At 73.7% G+C, this 17512-nt stretch carries 20 protein-coding genes, 1 pseudogene and 1 riboswitch; of the genes and pseudogenes, 19 read left to right on the top strand and 2 right to left on the bottom strand.

Annotation, left to right across the window (positions count from 1 at the left end; genetic code table 11):
• The first annotated feature begins 63 nt into the window (after window positions 1-63).
• From EFE23_RS09665 to truA, 9 genes are all read left to right on the top strand, one after another.
• Window positions 64-600: a DUF1707 SHOCT-like domain-containing protein gene (locus EFE23_RS09665; protein WP_233600935.1), complete on the top strand. Its 537-nt coding sequence runs from the start codon at window positions 64-66 to the stop codon at window positions 598-600.
• Window positions 601-870: 270 nt separating this feature from the next.
• The gene (gene infA / locus EFE23_RS09660) at window positions 871-1092 is read left to right on the top strand and encodes a translation initiation factor IF-1 (RefSeq protein WP_007073013.1); all 222 of its coding nucleotides are present in this window, start codon (window positions 871-873) and stop codon (window positions 1090-1092) included.
• A gap of 93 nt (window positions 1093-1185) precedes the next feature.
• Window positions 1186-1299: a 50S ribosomal protein L36 gene (gene rpmJ, locus EFE23_RS09655; RefSeq protein WP_073834917.1), complete on the top strand. Its 114-nt coding sequence runs from the start codon at window positions 1186-1188 to the stop codon at window positions 1297-1299.
• 209 nt (window positions 1300-1508) lie between these two features.
• A complete protein-coding gene (gene rpsM / locus EFE23_RS09650; RefSeq protein ID WP_123240571.1) occupies window positions 1509-1889 on the top strand; it encodes a 30S ribosomal protein S13 in 381 nt (126 codons plus the stop codon).
• Between the two features lie 18 nt (window positions 1890-1907).
• Window positions 1908-2315 (top strand): 30S ribosomal protein S11, encoded by a 408-nt coding sequence (gene rpsK / locus EFE23_RS09645; RefSeq protein WP_014440747.1) that lies wholly within the window; start codon window positions 1908-1910, stop codon window positions 2313-2315.
• A 14-nt stretch (window positions 2316-2329) separates the two neighbouring features.
• A complete protein-coding gene (gene rpsD, locus EFE23_RS09640; RefSeq protein ID WP_123240570.1) occupies window positions 2330-2956 on the top strand; it encodes a 30S ribosomal protein S4 in 627 nt (208 codons plus the stop codon).
• A 92-nt stretch (window positions 2957-3048) separates the two neighbouring features.
• Window positions 3049-4071 (top strand): DNA-directed RNA polymerase subunit alpha, encoded by a 1023-nt coding sequence (locus EFE23_RS09635; RefSeq protein WP_007073009.1) that lies wholly within the window; start codon window positions 3049-3051, stop codon window positions 4069-4071.
• Between the two features lie 34 nt (window positions 4072-4105).
• A complete protein-coding gene (gene rplQ / locus EFE23_RS09630) occupies window positions 4106-4669 on the top strand; it encodes a 50S ribosomal protein L17 (protein ID WP_123240569.1) in 564 nt (187 codons plus the stop codon).
• 70 nt (window positions 4670-4739) lie between these two features.
• Entirely contained in the window at window positions 4740-5573 is an 834-nt protein-coding gene (gene truA / locus EFE23_RS09625) for a tRNA pseudouridine(38-40) synthase TruA (protein WP_123240568.1), read from the top strand.
• Between the two features lie 28 nt (window positions 5574-5601).
• On the opposite strand, the gene EFE23_RS09620 is transcribed toward truA, so the two are convergent.
• The gene (locus EFE23_RS09620) at window positions 5602-6729 is read right to left on the bottom strand and encodes a hypothetical protein (protein WP_123240567.1); all 1128 of its coding nucleotides are present in this window, start codon (window positions 6727-6729) and stop codon (window positions 5602-5604) included.
• 127 nt (window positions 6730-6856) lie between these two features.
• Between EFE23_RS09620 and EFE23_RS09615 the strand changes: the two genes are divergently transcribed.
• The 10 genes from EFE23_RS09615 to thiC all read left to right on the top strand — a co-directional run bounded on the left by EFE23_RS09615 (window position 6857) and on the right by thiC (window position 16340).
• Window positions 6857-7462, top strand: coding sequence for a class I SAM-dependent methyltransferase (locus tag EFE23_RS09615; RefSeq protein ID WP_123240618.1), 606 nt, complete (start codon window positions 6857-6859; stop codon window positions 7460-7462).
• Between the two features lie 41 nt (window positions 7463-7503).
• Window positions 7504-9180 (top strand): ABC-F family ATP-binding cassette domain-containing protein, encoded by a 1677-nt coding sequence (locus EFE23_RS09610; RefSeq protein WP_123240566.1) that lies wholly within the window; start codon window positions 7504-7506, stop codon window positions 9178-9180.
• Window positions 9181-9219: 39 nt separating this feature from the next.
• Window positions 9220-10182: an aldo/keto reductase gene (locus EFE23_RS09605; protein ID WP_199736996.1), complete on the top strand. Its 963-nt coding sequence runs from the start codon at window positions 9220-9222 to the stop codon at window positions 10180-10182.
• A 145-nt stretch (window positions 10183-10327) separates the two neighbouring features.
• Window positions 10328-10436, top strand: a riboswitch (TPP riboswitch).
• Entirely contained in the window at window positions 10431-11057 is a 627-nt protein-coding gene (thiE, locus tag EFE23_RS09600; RefSeq protein WP_123240564.1) for a thiamine phosphate synthase, read from the top strand. It overlaps the preceding riboswitch by 6 nt.
• Window positions 11051-12208 (top strand): glycine oxidase ThiO, encoded by a 1158-nt coding sequence (gene thiO / locus EFE23_RS09595; protein ID WP_123240563.1) that lies wholly within the window; start codon window positions 11051-11053, stop codon window positions 12206-12208. Before thiE ends, thiO begins: the two co-directional genes overlap by 7 nt.
• Complete coding sequence (thiS, locus tag EFE23_RS09590; RefSeq protein WP_123240562.1) at window positions 12199-12399, top strand: sulfur carrier protein ThiS; 201 nt, start codon at window positions 12199-12201, stop codon at window positions 12397-12399. The genes thiO and thiS overlap by 10 nt, the downstream gene beginning before the upstream one ends.
• Window positions 12396-13175 (top strand): thiazole synthase, encoded by a 780-nt coding sequence (locus EFE23_RS09585; protein ID WP_123240561.1) that lies wholly within the window; start codon window positions 12396-12398, stop codon window positions 13173-13175. The genes thiS and EFE23_RS09585 overlap by 4 nt, the downstream gene beginning before the upstream one ends.
• Before the next feature lie 41 nt (window positions 13176-13216).
• Window positions 13217-13945, top strand: a complete 729-nt coding sequence (locus EFE23_RS09580) for a thiamine phosphate synthase (RefSeq protein ID WP_123240617.1) — start codon at window positions 13217-13219, stop codon at window positions 13943-13945.
• Complete coding sequence (gene thiD, locus EFE23_RS09575) at window positions 13942-14730, top strand: bifunctional hydroxymethylpyrimidine kinase/phosphomethylpyrimidine kinase (RefSeq protein ID WP_123240560.1); 789 nt, start codon at window positions 13942-13944, stop codon at window positions 14728-14730. The genes EFE23_RS09580 and thiD overlap by 4 nt, the downstream gene beginning before the upstream one ends.
• A gap of 17 nt (window positions 14731-14747) precedes the next feature.
• Window positions 14748-16340, top strand: a complete 1593-nt coding sequence (gene thiC, locus EFE23_RS09570) for a phosphomethylpyrimidine synthase ThiC (RefSeq protein WP_123240559.1) — start codon at window positions 14748-14750, stop codon at window positions 16338-16340.
• Window positions 16341-16385: 45 nt separating this feature from the next.
• On the opposite strand, the pseudogene EFE23_RS28825 reads toward thiC, so the two are convergent.
• A pseudogene (locus EFE23_RS28825) lies at window positions 16386-17512 on the bottom strand (hypothetical protein); the annotation flags it as partial.

Genomic DNA, 17512 nt, shown 5'->3' with positions numbered 1-17512 from the left:
GTTGCCGACGCCGGAATCCTGTTCCCGGCGGCCCGGGCTCCCGCCGGGTGGCGCCGTGGTGTCATGCTTGCCTCCATGGAGCAGGGCGGGATGCGGGCGGCCGACGCCGACCGGGAGGCCACGGCCGAACGGCTCCGGGTCGCTCTGGAGGAGGGCCGGCTCGACCTCCACGAGTACGACGAGCGGCTGGTCCGGGTGTACGGCGCGAAGACGTACGCCGACCTGGACGCGGTCCTGGCCGACCTGCCCGGGCCGGCGCCCGCGCAACGCGTCGCGGTGGCCCCGGTCGCCGCGCCGGCGCCGCCGCCCGTGGCCGACGCAGGCGGCAAGGTCGTCGACGCCGGGCACGGCGGGGGCTGGCTGCTCGGGGTCTGGTCGCCGTGGCTCCGGGTGGCGGGCATCCTCACGGTGATCTGGCTGATCTCCTCCGTCGGCTCGGGGGACATGGGCCACTTCTGGCCGGCCTGGGTGCTCGGGCCGTGGGGAGTGCTCCTGCTGCTGCGCACCGTGGGCGGCGACGCTCACGGGGGGCGGCACCCGGGCGAGCGGCACGGTGGAAAGTTCCGGCGCGAGCGACGGGACCGCCGCCGCGGGCGATGATCGCCATCTCGGTGTGGCCGGCATCACAGCAGGTCGGCGACGTTGCCGGTTTTCGTCCGGTGAGGTGACCGGTCGGGCGGCCGGTTTGGCGACGGCGCGCAGGCGGGCGTACACTTTCTGATCGGCGCACAGCGTCCACTCCGGCATGCCCACCCGCGCTTCGGTGGGAGTCGGAGCCGCGGCTGGCGCGGGGGTCCTGATCTCGGTCGGATCGCCCGTGTAAGACGTTGTGGGCCGTCCGGAGCAACCGACGTCAGGACAGCGGAGGACATGCCGAAAAAAGACGGAGCCATCGAGATCGAGGGTCGGGTCATCGAGCCCCTGCCGAACGCCATGTTCCGGGTGGAGCTCGCGAACGGTCACAAGGTGCTGGCTCACATCAGTGGCAAGATGCGGCAGCACTACATCCGCATCCTGCCGGAGGACCGGGTCGTCGTCGAACTCTCGCCGTACGACCTGACCCGCGGGCGCATCGTCTACCGCTACAAGTAAGCCTGACGACGGCCGGGACGTCCCCGTGTCCGTCTTCGACGTCCGGCGTCGCGCATCGTCGCGTCTCCGGGCCAGATGGGAAGTAAGGCAACCGTGAAGGTCAAGCCGAGCGTCAAGAGGATCTGCAACAAGTGCCGGGTGATCCGCCGGCACGGCCGGGTCATGGTCATCTGCCAGGACCCGCGCCACAAGCAGCGCCAGGGCTGACGCCCCACACATCATCAGCTCGTCCCAGCCGCGAGCGGTACGCAGCGCGTACCCCCTCGTGGTTGACCCCCGGTCGGAGGCCGGGGCCCGCTCGGGCAGCGACCGATCCCGGTCGCCGGCGTTGAACGCGTCGGAAAGACGGGACGGCCGGTAGCGGGGTGGGACGGGTCCACACCTCCGCCACAACATCACGAGGAGTACGCCCGCACATGGCACGTCTAGTCGGCGTCGACCTCCCCCGCGAGAAGCGGATGGAGATCGCGCTCACCTACATCTTCGGGGTCGGTCGTACCCGTGCCCTGGAGACGCTCGCCGCCACCGGCATCTCGCCGGACAAGCGGGTCCGGGACCTCACGGACGAGGAGCTGGTCCAGCTCCGCAACCACATCGAGGCCAACTACAAGGTTGAAGGCGACCTGCGCCGCGAGGTCGCCGCTGACATCCGCCGCAAGGTCGAGATCGGCTGCTACGCCGGCATCCGGCACCGCCGGGGCCTGCCCGTGCGTGGCCAGCGGACCAAGACCAACGCGCGGACCCGGAAGGGCCCGAAGCGGACCGTCGCCGGCAAGAAGAAGCCCGGCAAGAAGTAGCTAGGAGCGCACAGACTTATGCCACCGAAGGCTCGTGCCGGAGCCGCCGTCAAGAAGGTCCGGCGCAAGGAACGCAAGAACGTCGCCCACGGGCAGGCGCACATCAAGAGCACCTTCAACAACACCATCGTGTCCATCACGGACCCGACCGGTGCGGTCATCTCCTGGGCCTCCTCGGGCCAGGTGGGCTTCAAGGGCTCCCGCAAGTCGACCCCGTTCGCCGCTCAGCTGGCCGCCGAGGCCGCCGCGCGTCGGGCGATGGAGCACGGCATGCGCAAGGTCGACGTGTTCGTCAAGGGTCCCGGCTCCGGCCGGGAGACCGCCATCCGTTCGCTGCAGGCCGCCGGTCTCGAGGTCGGGCAGATCTCCGACGTCACCCCGCAGCCGCACAACGGGTGCCGTCCGCCGAAGCGTCGCCGGGTCTGAGAGGTTAGAGAGAGATGGCTCGTTACACCGGTGCTGACTGCCGCCGTTGCCGGCGGGAGAAGATGAAGCTGTTCCTCAAGGGCAGCAAGTGCGATGGCCCGAAGTGCCCGTTCGAGTCCCGGCCGTTCCCGCCCGGGCAGCACGGCCGCGGCCGCACCAAGGAGACGGAGTACCTGCTCCAGCTCCGTGAGAAGCAGAAGGCTCGCCGGGTCTACGGCGTGCTGGAGAAGCAGTTCCGCGGCTACTACGAGGAGGCCGTGGGCAAGAAGGCCAAGACCGGCGAGGTCCTCCTGCAGATCCTCGAGTCGCGGCTGGACAACGTGGTCTACCGGGCCGGCTACGCCAAGTCCCGGGACATGGCCCGTCAGCTGGTCAAGCACGGTCACTTCACGGTGAACGGCAAGAAGGTCGACATCCCGTCGTACCGCGTCAAGGAGCACGACATCATCGAGGTCCGGGGCAAGAGCAAGGAGCTCACCCCGTTCATCGTCGCGCAGGCCGAGGCCGGCTCCAAGACCGTTCCGGCGTGGCTCGAGGCCATCCCCAGCCAGATGAAGATCCTCGTGCACTCGCTCCCGGCCCGCCAGGTGATCGACACCCAGGTCCAGGAGCAGCTGATCGTCGAGCTCTACTCCAAGTAAGGGCTCGTTGCGGTGGCCCGCCCTCCGGGGCGGGCCACCGGAACAGTTTGTCGGGCGTCATATGGCGGGCGCCCCGGAAGAGAAGAGAAAAGATGCTCATCAGCCAGCGACCGTCTCTCTCCGAAGAGTCGATCAACGAGACCCGGTCCCGGTTCACCATCGAGCCGCTCGAGCCCGGCTTCGGCTACACCCTGGGCAACTCGCTGCGGCGCACGCTGCTGTCGTCCATCCCGGGCGCGGCCGTCACCTCGATCAAGATCGACGGTGTGCTGCACGAGTTCACCACGATCCCCGGGGTCAAGGAGGACGTGGTCGAGCTCGTCATGAACATCAAGGAGCTCTGCGTCAGCTCCGAGCACGACGAGCCGGTCAGCATGTACCTGCGCAAGCAGGGCCCGGGCGACGTGACCGCCGGTGACATCCAGCCCCCGGCCGGTGTCTCGGTGCACAACCCGGACCTGAAGCTCGCCACCCTCAACGGCAAGGGCCGGCTCGACATGGAGCTGACCGTCGAGCGGGGTCGGGGCTACGTCACCGCCGCGCAGAACAAGCAGGCGGGCGCCGAGATCGGCCGGATCCCGGTCGACTCGATCTACTCGCCGGTGCTCAAGGTGACGTACCGCGTCGAGGCGACCCGTGTCGAGCAGCGGACCGACTTCGACCGGCTGATCATCGACGTCGAGACCAAGCCGTCGATGGGCCCGCGTACCGCGCTGGCGTCGGCCGGTTCGACGCTGGTGGAGCTGTTCGGGCTGGCCCGGGAGCTGGACGAGACCGCCGAGGGCATCGACATCGGGCCGTCCCCGCAGGACGCCCAGCTGGCGGCGGACCTGGCTCTGCCGATCGAGGAGCTGGACCTGACCGTCCGCTCCTACAACTGCCTCAAGCGCGAGGGCATCAACTCCGTTGGTGAGCTGATCGGGCGTACCGAGGCCGACCTCCTCGACATCCGCAACTTCGGTCAGAAGTCGATCGACGAGGTCAAGATGAAGCTCGCCGGGATGGGCCTGGGGCTGAAGGACTCGGCTCCGAACTTCGACCCGGCGCACGTCGTGGACGCCTTCGGCGAGGCCGACTACGACACCGACGACTACCGCGAGACCGAGCAGCTCTAAGTCCGGCTGCCGCCACATCTGAGGAGCACCAACAATGCCCACGCCCACTAAGGGCCCCCGCCTCGGCGGCAGCCCCGCGCACGAGCGGCTGATGCTGGCCAACCTGGCCACTGCGCTGTTCCAGCACGGCAAGATCCAGACCACCGAGACGAAGGCCCGGCGGCTGCGTCCGCTGGCCGAGCAGCTCATCACCAAGGCCAAGCGGGGCGACCTCGCCGCGCGTCGGCGGGTGCTGGGCGTCGTCAAGGACAAGGACGTGGTCTACGCCCTGTTCGACCAGATCGCGCCCCGGTACGCCAACCGCAACGGTGGCTACACCCGGATCGTGAAGACCGGTCCGCGCAAGGGTGACGCCGCTCCGATGGCGATCATCGAGCTGGTCGAGGAGCTTCAGGTCGCCGAGCCGAAGGCGAACAAGAAGACCGCCGCCCGCAAGGCCGCCCAGCAGGACAAGGTCGAGGCCCTGGCCCCGGCCGAGGAGACCCCGGCGTCGGCCCCGGCCGACCAGGACTCCGAGCCGCCGGTTTCCGACTCGGGCGACACCGCTCAGGCGCGCGAGGACAGCGACCTCGCCACCGAGGAGAACGGCAAGGCCTGACCATCGGGCTTGGCCGGGCCCGGCACCCCACGCGGGGTGCCGGGCCCGTTCCGTGAACGGGAGGTACGAGGTGGACGAGCGGACCCGGCTGCGGCTGGACGTCTCGTACGACGGCACCGACTTCTCCGGCTGGGCCGCCCAGCCCACCCGGCGCACAGTGGCCGGCGTGCTGATGGAGACGCTGGACCTGGTCCTCGGCGCGGGGACCGCGACCGGGCTGACCGTGGCCGGCCGGACCGACGCCGGGGTGCACGCCACCGGGCAGGTCTGCCACCTCGACCTGCCCGCGGAGGTCTGGCGGCAGCACGAGGGGCGGCTGCTGCGCCGGCTGGCCCGGCTGCTCCCGCCCGATGTGCGGGTGCGCGCGATGACCGGGGTGCCGGCCGAGTTCGACGCCCGTTTCTCGGCCACCTTCCGGCGCTACGAGTACCGGGTGACCGACGCCCCGTGGGGGGCCGAGCCGCTGCGCCGTACGGACACCCTCGCCTGGCCGAAGCCCCTGGACCTGGCGGCGCTCAACGCCGCCGCGGCCGGACTGGTGGGGGAGCACGACTTCGCCGCGTACTGCCGGCGCAAGGAGAACGCCACCACGCTGCGCGAGGTGACCCGGCTGGACTGGCGGCGGGACCCGGACGGGATCCTGGTCGCCACCGTGCAGGCCGACGCGTTCTGCCAGAACATGGTGCGCAGCCTGGTCGGCGCGATGCTGGTCGCCGGCGACGGCCGGCGGCCGGTCGACTGGCCGGCCGGCCTGCTCAGCCGCCGCGAGCGGTCCAGCGAGGTGACCGTGGCGCCGGCGCACGGGCTGACCCTGGTCGAGGTCGGCTATCCGGACGACGCCGCCGGGTGCGCCCGCCGCGCCGAACTCACCCGCCGGCTGCGGGTGCCCGTCGCCGAGGGCTGAGCCCCGGCCGGACCGCCGGGGCGCACCCTCAGTTGTGGGTGCCGTCCTGGCCGGTGATGCCGTCGGTCGGGGTCTCGGTGGGCTGGCTGGCCACCCCGCCGTTCGCCCGGCGCTCGAGCACGCCGCGGTTCAGGTAGACCTCGATCAGGTCGTACAGGATCTCGCGGGCCTTGGCGTCGGTGCTGGCGATCCGCTCCCCGTCGGCCCGGGTGACCAGGCAGTACGCGATGTAGTGGCCGCGTACCTGCCAGCCGACCCGGGCGGCGGCTTTGGCCACGGCCCCGGTGTCGTCGCCGGCCGTCATGCCCCGGAACCGGCCCTGCCGTTCGTCGAGCAGTTGCCGGATCCGGTCCCGCGCCCGCTGCGCGCTGGCCACGTCGGTGAGGTTGAACAGGCCGGTGGTGAGCAGGTACTTCCCGTCGGGGGAGCGGAGCGTGGCCCGGACCACCTGGTTGCAGCCGAGGCGGGCCAGCAGCTCGGCGATCTCGCCGCTGGCCGCGACCGCGCAGCTGCCGCTGGAGTTGGTCTTGAGCACGTCGTACGCGGGCTGGCCGTCGGTGACCACCAGTTGCCGGCCCGGGAAGACCTCCTTGGCGGTGAGCGCCAACTGGTCGGTGTCCCGGGAGTCCAGGTCGGTCCCGTCGGCGGTGCCGGACTGCTCCACCACCGGCTGTCCGGTGGGGGAGCCGGCCTGCGGGGTGCCGGTCCGGTTCTGCAGCAGGGTGGCTACCGCCAGCCCGCAGAGGGCGAGCAGCACCAGGACGGCGGTGCCGCCGATCAGTGCCTGCCAGACCCGGCCGCCGCGCCGGCGATCGTCGCGGCGGGTGCGCGGCAGGTCGAACGGCTCGGCGGCCCGGTACGCCGCGTTCTGCGGCGGGCGGGGGCCGCCGGTGGCCGGCTGCGGCAGCGGGATGGTGGCCCGGGGAGCGGCGGGCGCGGCCGTGGCCTGAGGCGGTGGCGCCGGGGCCGGCGTGGGCGCCGGCGCGGGGGCGGCCGGCCGGGTGGACCGGACCGGCGGGGGCAGGGACGGGGTGGGGAAGCGGGAGGGTGAGGGGCCGGCAGGCGGAGGCGGCGTGGCAGCGGGCACGGACGGGTCCGACCCGGGCCTCGGGTACTCCAGGAAGGCGTCCTCATCGGACTCGTACCGATACACCATGCGAGCCACCCTAGGGCCTGATTTCCCCTTTCGAGGGTAATATCGGGAAATTCCGGCGGCGTGGCGTCGCGCGCACCCCGCCGCACCGTCGCCGGTGCCCGATCGGAGCGGTGCGACAATGCCCGACGTGACCGGCGACCACTACTTCACCGCTGAACCGACGACCGCCGCCCAGCCGCGCGAGGTCGAGTTCTCCGTCGCCGGGCGCGACTACACCCTCGCCTCGGCCAGCGGGGTCTTCTCCGCCAACCGGCTCGACCCCGGCACCGCAGTGCTGCTGCGCAAGGCCGAACTGCCGGCCGGCGACGTCACCGGCCCGCTGCTCGACATCGGCTGCGGCTTCGGCCCGATCACCTGCGTGCTGGCCACCACCGCGCCGGCCGCCACGGTCTGGGCGGTCGACGTCAACGGGCGGGCCCGCGAACTGGCCGCCGCCAACGCCGCCCGGGTCGGGGCCGCCGAACGGGTCCGGGTCGTCGCGCCGGACGACGTGCCGGCGGAGGTCACCTTCGCGCAGATCTGGTCCAACCCGCCGATCCACATCGGCAAGGCGGACCTGCACGGCCTGCTGCTGCGCTGGCTGCCCCGGCTCGCCCCGGACGGGGTGGCCTGGCTGGTCGTCGCCCGGCACCTCGGCGGCGACTCGCTGCACCGCTGGCTCGTCGAGCAGGGCTGGCAGGTGGAACGGCGGGCCAGCCAGAAGGGGTACCGGGTGCTGCGGGTCACCCGGTAATCGAGTGTCGCCCGCCGGGACCCCTCGGGCAGGATGCCCGCGTGGGATATGTGGACGTGGCAGGGGTCGGGCACACCCTCCCGGACGGCCGGGAACTCTTCGCCGAGGTGTCGTTCCGGGTCGGTGAGGGCGCCAAGGTGGCCCTGGTCGGCCCGAACGGCGCCGGCAAGACGACGCTGCTCCGGATGGTCGCCGGCGACCTGCCGGTGCGGACCGGTGCCATCGCCCGCGCCGGCGGGCTCGGCGTGATGCGGCAGTTCATCGGCATGATCGGGGACGACTCCACGCTGGCCGACCTGGCACTGTCGCTCGCCCCGCCGGCGCTGCGCGACGCCGGCCGGCGGCTCGCCGAGACCGAGGCGGCCATGCGGGCGGCCGAGGTCCGCGGCAAGTACAGCACCGCCGCCGGCAAGGCCCAGCTCGCGTACGCGGACGCGCTGGCCGCCTGGGGCGAGGTCGGCGGGTACGACGCCGAGGTGCTCTTCGACACCGTCGCCACCATCGTGCTCGACCTGCCCTGGGACGCCGTCCGGGAGCGTCCGGTGCGGACCCTCTCCGGCGGCCAGCAGAAGCGCTTCGCACTGGAGCTGCTGCTGCGCGGCCCGGACGAGGTGCTGCTGCTCGACGAGCCGGACAACTTCCTCGACGTGCCCGGCAAGCGCTGGCTGGAGGCCCGGTTGCGGGAGTCCGGCAAGTCGGTGCTCTACGTCTCCCACGACCGGGAGCTGCTGGCGCAGACCGCCGACCGGGTGGTCGCCGTGGAGGGTGGCAGCGCGTGGGTGCACCCGGCCGGCTTCGCCAGCTGGCACGAGGCGCGGGTGGCCCGGCACGCCCGCCTGGACGAGCTGCGCAAGCGCTGGGACGAGGAGCACCAGAAGCTGCGCGAGCTGATGCTGATGTACAAGCAGAAGGCCGCCTACAACGACGGGATGGCCTCCCGGTACCAGGCGGCGCAGACCCGGCTGCGCAAGTTCGAGGAGGCCGGGCCACCGCCCGTACCCCCGAAGGACCAGGACATCCGGATGCGGCTCACCGGCGGGCGGACCGGCAAGCGCGCGGTGATCGCCGAGCAGCTCGAACTCGACGGCCTGACCTACCCGTTCGACCTTGAACTCTGGTACGGCGACCGGGTCGCCGTGCTGGGCGCGAACGGGACCGGGAAATCGCACTTCCTCCGCCTGCTCGCCCGGGGCGGCACCGACCCGGACCCGGCCAACATCCCGGTCGACGGGGCGAAGCTCGCACCGGTAGCCCACGACGGCGTGGTCCGCCTCGGCGCGCGGGTCCGCCCCGGGCACTTCTCGCAGACCCACGACCGGCCGGAGCTGATGGCGCGGACGCTGGTCGAGATCCTCTGGCGGGGCGACGAGCACCGCGCCGGGATGGACCGGCACGCGGCGATGGCGGCGCTGTCCCGATACGAGCTGGCCGGGCAGGGCGACCAGCGGTTCGGCACCCTCTCCGGCGGGCAGCAGGCGCGGTTCCTGGTGCTGCTGCTGGAACTCTCCGGGGCGACCCTGCTGCTGCTCGACGAGCCGACCGACAACCTCGACCTGGCCTCCGCCGAGGCGCTCGAGGCGGGCCTGAACGCGTTCGAGGGGACGGTGATCGCGGTGACCCACGACCGCTGGTTCACCCGTTCCTTCGACCGGTTCGTGCTCTTCCGTGGGGACGGCGAGGTGGTGGAGATGCCGGAGCCGGTCTGGGACGTCGCCTGACCCGGCTCCACCCGTGGGCCGGGTGGCGGGCGGCATAGGGTGGATCTCGTGACAGAGATGACCTACCGCCGGTTGGGCGACTCCGGGCTCGTGGTGTCCGTGGTCGGCATCGGCTGCAACAACTTCGGCCGCAAGCTCGACCTCGACGGCACCTGCGCGGTGGTCGACGCCGCGCTCGACGCCGGGATCAACTTCTTCGACACCGCCGACATCTACGGCGAGCCGCAGGGCGGCTCCGAGGAACTCCTCGGCCAGGCGCTCAAGGGACGCCGGGACGACGTGGTGGTCGCCACCAAGTTCGGCATGGACATGCACGGCCTCAACGGGCCCGATCACGGCGCCCGGGGCGCCCGCCGCTACATCGCCCGCGCCGTCGAGGCGTCGCTGCGCCGGCTCGGCACCGATCACATCGACCTGTACCAGATGCACGAGCCCGACCCGGGCACGCCGATCGACGAGACCCTCGCCGCGCTGGACGACCTGGTCACCGCCGGCAAGGTCCGCTACCTCGGCAACTCGAACTTCGCCGGCTGGCAGATCGCCGACGCGGACTGGACCGCGTCCTCCCAGGGGCGTACCCGGTTCATCTCGGCGCAGAACCACTACTCGCTGCTGGAGCGGGGGGTCGAGGCGGAGGTCATCCCGGCCTGCGAGCGGTTCGGGCTGGGCATGCTGCCGTTCTTCCCGCTGGCCAACGGCCTGCTCACCGGCAAGTACCGCCGCAACGAGGCGCCGCCGGCCGGGAGCCGCCTCGCCGGCGGTGGCCGCTACGCCGCCCGGCTGGCGGCGGCGGACTGGGACACCATCGAGGCGATCGAGGCGTACGCGGCCGAGCGCGGGCTCACCATGCTGCAGGTGGCGATCGGCGGGCTGGCCGCCCGTCCGGCGGTGACCTCGGTGATCGCCGGTGCCACCACCCCCGAGCAGGTGCGTGCCAACGCCGAGGCGGGCGTCTGGCAGCCCACCGACGAGGACCTGGACGCCCTCGACGCCATCCTCTGACCGGAACCCGGGCCAACGAAGGCATCCGGACAGCATGGCGTGAGTGGACGGTCACCCGCTGTCCCGATCCTCCATCCCGGACGGTGGGTGGGAAAAGTGCCACCCGCCCTTGGCGGATCCGGGAGAACGTCGTACGGTAGGCCGCAAGTGACCCACGGGAGCCCGGTGCACCGGGCTGAGAGGGGGGCTGGAAGCCCCCGACCGTCGAACCTGATCCGGGTAATGCCGGCGCAGGGAGGAGTGTTGCCGTGCCGTCCCTGGGACGACTGCATCTGATCACCGACACCCGGCCGGGGCGGGACCCGCTCGGCGTGCTCCGCGCTGCCCTGCCGGTGGCCCGCGCCGAGCTGGTCGTGCAGGTGCGGGTGGCGGACGAGGCCACCGACCGCGAGGCGTACGAGCTGGCTCGGCAGGTGCTGGCGCTGTGCCGACCGTACGGGGCGACATGCCTGGTCAACGATCGGCTGCACGTGGCGCTGGCGGTGGGCGCGGCGGGCGGCCACGTCGGTGCGGACGACCTGCCGGTGCGGGCGGCCCGGCGGGTGCTCGGCGCCACGGCCGTGCTCGGCGCGACCGCCCGGGAACCGGTGGCCGCGGCGGAGGCGGTGGCCGCCGGGGCCGGCTACCTGGGCGTCGGGCCCTGCCACGCCACCACCACCAAGTCCGGTCTGCCCGACCCGATCGGGCCCGAGGGCGTGCGCGCGGTCGCCGGGGCGGTGGACGTGCCGGTCATCGCGATCGGCGGGGTGACCGCCGCGTCGGTGCCGGCGCTGCGCGCGGCCGGGGCGTACGGGGTGGCGGTGGTCGGGGCGATCTCGCAGGCCGCCGACCCGGCCCGGGCCACCGCCGAGCTGCTCCGGGCGCTGGCATGTTAAGAGGGGGCCCGGGCTCTACCGCAGGCGTTAAGAAGGGGCCCTTCCTTCCGGACGTGGCGGTGGTGGGGGCGGGGCCGGTCGGGCTGGCGATCGCGTGGCGCTGCGCGCAGCGCGGGCTGCGGGTGGTGGTGCACGATGCCGCCCCGGGCTCCGGCGCCTCGCACGTCGCCGCGGGCATGCTGGCGCCGGTCGCCGAGGCGTACTTCGGGGAGCACGAGCTGACCGGCCTGCTCGTCGAGTCCGCCGCCCGCTGGCCCGGCTTCGCCGCCGAGCTGGCGGCGGCCGCCGGCACCGGGATCGGCCACCGCACCGACGGCACGCTGGTGGTCGGGTTGACCGCCGACGACCTGGCCGAGGCGCGCCGGCTCTGGACGTACCAGCAGGGCCTGGGACTGCCGATCACGCCGCTGCGCCCCTCGGCGCTGCGGGACCGCGAACCGGCACTCGCGCCGCGGGTGCGCGGCGGCGCGGTCGCCCCCGGCGACCACCAGGTCGACCCGCGCCGGCTGGTCACCGCGCTGCGGGCCGCCGCCGAGCGGGCCGGCGTGGGGTGGCGACCGGACGCGGTCGGTGACCTGTCCGAGGTGGACGCCCGGGTCACCGTGGTCGCCGCCGGTTGCGGCGCGGCGGCGCTCACCGGCCTGCCGGTCCGGCCGGTGAAGGGGCAGCTGCTCCGGCTCCGCGCGCCCGGCCGCGGCACGCCGGGCTTCCGGCACGTGATCCGGGGGTACGCCGACGGCGAGCCGGTCTACCTGGTGCCCCGGGACAGCGGCGAGGTGGTGGTCGGCGCGACCGTCGAGGAGCGCGCCGACACCGAGGTGACCGCCGGCGCGATGCTCCGGCTGCTCCGCGCCGCCGTGGACCTGGTTCCCGAGCTGGCCGAGTACGACCTGGTGGAGGCGTCCGCCGGGCTGCGCCCCGGTACGCCGGACAACGCGCCGATCATCGGGGCGCTGCCCGGCCGGCCCGGCGTGCTCGCCGCCACCGGACACCACCGGCACGGCATCGTGCTCACCCCGGTCACCGCCGACCTGGTCGCCGAGCTGATCGTCACCGGCGAGCCGGACCCGCTGCTCGCCCCCTTCACCCCCGACCGGTTCACCGGCGCGGTACGGACCGCGCTCGCCAGCGAGGAGGAGACGTGCGACTGATCGTCAACGGCGCCGGGCGGGACGTGCCCGGCGGGACCAGCGTCGCGGACCTCGTCCGCGCGGTCACCGATCAGCGGCGTGGCCTGGCCGTCGCGGTGAACGGCGAGGTGGTGCCGCGCGGTGGCTGGCCGGGGACCCTGCTGCGCGACGGCGACCGGGTCGAGGTGCTCAGCGCCGCCCAGGGCGGGTGAGCGCGGTGCCCCTGGAACTCGGCGGGGTCACGTTCGGCTCCCGGCTCGTCCTCGGCACCGGCGGCGCGGCCAACCTGCACGTGCTGGAACAGGCGATCCGCGCCTCCGGGACCGAGCTGGTGACGCTGGCGCTGCGTCGGGTGGACACCGCCCCCGGCACCGCCGGTGGGTTGCTCGACCTGCTGGACCGCTGCGGCGTACGGCTGTTGCCGAACACGGCCGGCTGCTTCACCGCGACCGAGGCGGTGAAGGTGGCCCGGCTGGCCCGGGACGCGTTCGACACCGACTGGGTGAAGCTGGAGGTGATCGGCGACGAGCGCACCCTGCTGCCCGACGGGGTGGAGCTGCTGCGGGCGGCGGAGGAGCTGGTCGCGGACGGGTTCACCGTGTTGCCGTACACCTCGGACGACCCGGTGCTGGCCCGGCGGCTGGCCGACGTGGGCTGTGCGGCGGTGATGCCGGCCGGCGCTCCGATCGGCTCCGGGCTGGGGGTGAGCAACCCGCACCACATCCGGCTGATCCGGCAGAGCGTGGACGTGCCGGTGATCCTCGACGCCGGTATCGGCACCGCCTCCGACGCGGCGCTCGCCATGGAGTTGGGCTGCGACGCGGTGCTGCTGGCCAGCGCGGTCACCCGGGCGGCGGACCCGGTGGCGATGGCCACCGCCATGCGGCACGCCGTGGCGGCCGGTCGGCTCGCGTACCGGGCGGGCCGGATCGCCCGCCGTTTCCACGCGCTCGCCTCCACGCCCGACGACGGACGGCCCGAGCTGTGACCGCGCCGCTGCGGCTGGCCGCCGAGGCGGCGGGTGGTGTCGTGCCGTCCGGCGTGGTGCTGCTGACGGACCGGCGGGTGGCGCGGCGGGCGCTGGTCGAGGTGGTCGCGGGGGCGGTCGCCGGGGGAGTGCGGTGGGTGGTGCTGCGGGAGAAGGATCTGCCGCGGGCCGAGCGCCTCGCCCTCGCCGTCGAACTGCGCGCGGTGCTCGCCGAGGCGGGCGGCACCCTGGTCGTCGCCGGCCCCGACCCGCTCGACGGGGACGCCGTGCACCTGCCGGCCGCCGGCCCGTACCCGCCGCCGCCCGTCGGCCTGGTCGGCCGCTCCTGCCACGACCGGACCGAACTGGCCCGCCGCACCACCGAGCACTACGTGACGCTGTCGCCGGTCTTCCCCACGTGGACCAAACCCGGCTACGGCCCACCCCTCGGGCCGGCCGGGCTCGCCGAGCTGATCCGGGTCAGCCCGGTCCCGGCCCTCGCCCTCGGCGGCGTCGAGACCCCCGACCAGGTGAGAGCCTGCGTCGAGGCGGGAGCGGCCGGAGTGGCCGTGCTCGGCGCCCTCATGCGCGTACACGATCCCGCTGAAACAGCCACCACGCTGGGCAGCGCCTTCGATGAGGCGGTCACCCAGGTGGCGCGAAGCTGCCAGCTCCCGACGGAGGTCCCCACGAGAGGGCTGCGGCCGACCGTGCCCACGGAGGGATCAAGCCTGACCGCCCGGAGTGGGCACGGTCGGCCGCAGCCCCCCACCGGGAGGGAAAAGCCATGACCCCACGAACAGTGCTCACGATCGCCGGATCAGACTCCGGCGCAGGCGCCGGCATCCAGGCCGACCTCAAGGTCTTCGCCGCCCTCGGCGCGTACGGCACCAGCGTGATCACCGCCGTCACGGCGCAGAACACGCGAGGTGTGGACGCCGTCCTGCCGTTGCCCCCGCAGACCGTCCGCGACCAGCTCGACAGCGTGCTCGGCGACTTCGCGGTGCGGGCGGTGAAGACCGGCATGCTCGGCACGCCGGCGGTCGCCGACGCGGTGGCCGAGGCGGCGGAGGCGGGCCGGCTGCCCCGGCTGGTCGTCGACCCGGTGCTGGTCGCCACCAGTGGACACCGGCTCGGCGCGGTTGCCACGGTCGAGCGACTGCTCCCGTACGCGGAGGTGGCGACGCCGAACTGCGCGGAGGCCGCGGCCCTGACCGGACGCCGGGTGACCACGGTCGAGGAGATGGTCGCGGCGGCCGAGGCCCTCGTGGCCGGCGGCCCGGCGCACGTCGTGGTCACCGGCGGTGACGTGGACGCCGCCGGCGAGGCGGTGGACGTGCTGGTCGGCGGGGGGACGACCACGCTGCTGCGGGCACCGCGGGTGGCCACCCGGCACAGCCACGGCACCGGCTGCTCGTTCTCGGCGGCCATCGCCGTCCGGCTGGCGGCCGGCGATCCGGTGCCGGTCGCGGTCGCCACCGGCAAGGAGTACGTGACCCGCGCGCTGACCGGCGCGCGGGGATGGGAGCTGGGCGCGGGACGCGGCCCACTGGACCACTTCGGCTGGTCCTGTTGACCACCAGGGAGGCTGTCATGCAGGCACGACGCAAGGTCTATGTGGAGGGGTCGCGACCGGACCTCCGGGTGCCGTTCGCCGAGGTGGAGCTGACCGGGGACAACCCGCCGGTCCGGCTCTACGACACCTCCGGCCCCGGCTCCGATCCGGAGGTCGGGCTGCCGCCGCTGCGCGGCCCGTGGATCGCCGCGCGCGGCGACGTCGCGCCCGTGCGGGGCGCCGGCACGCCGCTGGCCGGCGCCGACGGGAAGCGGCCGACGCAGCTCGCGTACGCCCGCGCCGGCATCGTCACCCCCGAGATGGAGTTCGTGGCGATCCGGGAGGGCGTGGCCCCCGAGTTCGTCCGGGACGAGATCGCGGCCGGGCGGGCGGTGCTGCCGCTCAACGTCAACCACCCGGAGTGCGAGCCGGCGATCATCGGCAAGGCGTTCCTGGTGAAGGTGAACGCCAACATCGGCACCTCGGCGGTCAGCTCCTCGATCGCCGAGGAGGTCGAGAAGCTCACCTGGGCCACCCGGTGGGGCGCGGACACCGTGATGGACCTGTCCACCGGCAAGCGGATCCACGAGACCCGCGAGGCGATCGTGCGGAACTCGCCGGTGCCCATCGGTACCGTGCCGATCTACCAGGCGCTGGAGAAGGTCGGCGGCGACCCGGTGAAGCTGAGCTGGGAGGTGTTCCGGGAGACCGTCGTCGAGCAGGCCGAGCAGGGCGTCGACTACATGACCGTGCACGCCGGGGTGCTGCTGCCGTACGTGCCGCTGGCGGTGGACCGGGTCACCGGGATCGTCTCCCGGGGCGGCTCGATCATGGCGGCCTGGTGCCTGGCGCACCACGAGGAGAACTTCCTCTACACCAACTTCCGGGAGCTGTGCGAGATCCTGGCGAGGTACGACGTCACCTTCTCGCTCGGTGACGGGCTGCGGCCGGGCTCGATCGCGGACGCCAACGACGAGGCCCAGTTCGCCGAGCTGAAGGCCCTCGGGGAGCTGACGAAGATCGCCTGGGAGTACGACGTCCAGGTGATGATCGAGGGCCCCGGGCACGTGCCGATGCACAAGATCAAGGAAAACGTGGATCTTCAGCAGGAGTGGTGCCACGAGGCGCCGTTCTACACGCTGGGCCCGCTGACCACGGACATCGCGCCCGCGTACGACCACATCACCTCGGCGATCGGCGCCGCGATGATCGGCATGTTCGGCACCGCGATGCTCTGCTACGTCACCCCGAAGGAACACCTCGGGCTGCCCGATCGGGACGACGTCAAGGCGGGCGTGATCGCGTACAAGATCGCGGCGCACGCGGCGGACCTGGCCAAGGGCCACCCGGGGGCGCAGGCCTGGGACGACGCGCTCTCCAAGGCGCGTTTCGAGTTCCGCTGGGAGGACCAGTTCAACCTCTCGCTGGACCCGGAGACCGCGCGGTCGTACCACGACGCGACCCTGCCGGCCGAGCCGGCGAAGACCGCGCACTTCTGCTCGATGTGTGGGCCGAAGTTCTGCTCGATGAAGATCACCCAGGAGTTGAAGGACTACGCGGCGCGGGGGATGCGGGACAAATCCGAGGAATTCGTCTCCGCCGGGGCGCGGGTCTACCTGCCGCTGGCCTGACCCGCTCCGGGACGGGCCGGTCGCACCGTCGGCCCGCCCCGGAGGTCAGTCGCGGTGGTGGCGGCCGGTGCGCAGGGTACGGGCGTCCTCGGGGTTGTCGTCCGACGCGAGGCCGGCGACCCAGTCGACGTACTCCTCGTCCCGCGCCAGCTCCTCGACCTCGGGCGGTTCGGCCCCTTTGGCGCGGTTGCGGCGGAACAGGCCCCGCCGTTGCTTCGCCTTCCCGTTGCCGGGCTCACCGGCCCCCGGGCCCGCCGCGGTCGCCGGTTCGCCGGGGTACGGGTCGTCGCCGGCCGGGGTTGTGGCTGCGGCGTGGGCGGCGTGCCGCCCGTCCTCTTCGGACGGCGGGTCCTCGCCACCGGTGGTGGCGTGCCGGGCGGTGGCGAGGGCGTCCCACGCGGTGCCCCGGCCCAGGTCCGGCAGGGCGCGGTGGCGGGGACGCGGCGCGGGCTCGACCGGGGCCGGCCCGCCCGGGGTGGCGTCGCCTCCGGTGGCGTCGTCCGGGTCGCCGCCGTTGACGCGCCGGCTGACCGGCCGGACCGGCGCGGGCGCGATCGGCCAGGCGGGCCGGACGCTGCCCGGCCCGTCCGTCACGTCCTCGAAGATCGGGAAGCGCGGCCGGGGCGACGCCGGGGCGTCGACCGGTGCCGGGTCGAAGAAGAAGTTCCGCCCTCGCGTCGGACCGTCGGTCGTGGCGTCGGGCGCTTCGGCGACCGGGACCGCCGGCAGCCCGTCGGCGGCATCGGCCGGTCCGGCCTCGGTGGGTCCGGCTTCCGCGGGACCGGCTTCGGCGGGCCTGGCAGTGCCGGTTTCGGCCGGTCCGGTGGGGCCGGTTTCGGCGGGTCCGGTGGGATCGGCCTCGGGCGGGCCGGGGTCGACGGGCGTCGTCGCCGCGCTGGATCCGGTGGCGGCGGGGGAGGTCCGACCCTTGCGCGGGCGCTTGGACCGGCCGGCCGGGCGCGGCTCGGCCGGTACGGGCGGATCGGCTGCCGGAGGCTCCGTGGCGGCTGCTCCGGACCGCGCCGGAACCGCCCGTTCGGGGCCGGTGGCCGACCCCGGCTCCGGGTCGGCGCCCCCGGTCGCACCGGACGCCGGCGGGACCGGTTGCCGGCGGCGGGGCCGCGGCGCGGTGGCGGTCTCCGTGGTGGCCTTGACCGCCGGGGCAGGGGCCT

The sequence above is a fragment of the Micromonospora solifontis genome (genome assembly GCF_003725545.1).
GTDB lineage: Bacteria > Actinomycetota > Actinomycetes > Mycobacteriales > Micromonosporaceae > Micromonospora > Micromonospora solifontis.
Note: the sequence above shows the minus strand (reverse complement) of the source record. Positions and strands in the feature narration are given on the sequence as shown.

Excerpts from the sequence above, each read along its gene's own strand:
- EFE23_RS09665 (WP_233600935.1), top strand. The coding sequence starts at position 64 with ATGCTTGCCTCCATGGAGCAGGGCGGGATGCGGGCGGCCGACGCCGAC.
- infA (WP_007073013.1), top strand. The coding sequence starts at position 871 with ATGCCGAAAAAAGACGGAGCCATCGAGATCGAGGGTCGGGTCATCGAG.
- rpsM (WP_123240571.1), top strand. The coding sequence starts at position 1,509 with ATGGCACGTCTAGTCGGCGTCGACCTCCCCCGCGAGAAGCGGATGGAG.
- thiO (WP_123240563.1), top strand. The coding sequence starts at position 11,051 with ATGTTAAGAGGGGGCCCGGGCTCTACCGCAGGCGTTAAGAAGGGGCCC.
- thiD (WP_123240560.1), top strand. The coding sequence starts at position 13,942 with ATGACCCCACGAACAGTGCTCACGATCGCCGGATCAGACTCCGGCGCA.
- EFE23_RS09620 (WP_123240567.1), bottom strand. The coding sequence starts at position 6,729 with ATGGTGTATCGGTACGAGTCCGATGAGGACGCCTTCCTGGAGTACCCG.
- rpsK (WP_014440747.1), top strand. The coding sequence starts at position 1,908 with ATGCCACCGAAGGCTCGTGCCGGAGCCGCCGTCAAGAAGGTCCGGCGC.
- rpsD (WP_123240570.1), top strand. The coding sequence starts at position 2,330 with ATGGCTCGTTACACCGGTGCTGACTGCCGCCGTTGCCGGCGGGAGAAG.
- thiC (WP_123240559.1), top strand. The coding sequence starts at position 14,748 with ATGCAGGCACGACGCAAGGTCTATGTGGAGGGGTCGCGACCGGACCTC.
- rplQ (WP_123240569.1), top strand. The coding sequence starts at position 4,106 with ATGCCCACGCCCACTAAGGGCCCCCGCCTCGGCGGCAGCCCCGCGCAC.
- EFE23_RS09635 (WP_007073009.1), top strand. The coding sequence starts at position 3,049 with ATGCTCATCAGCCAGCGACCGTCTCTCTCCGAAGAGTCGATCAACGAG.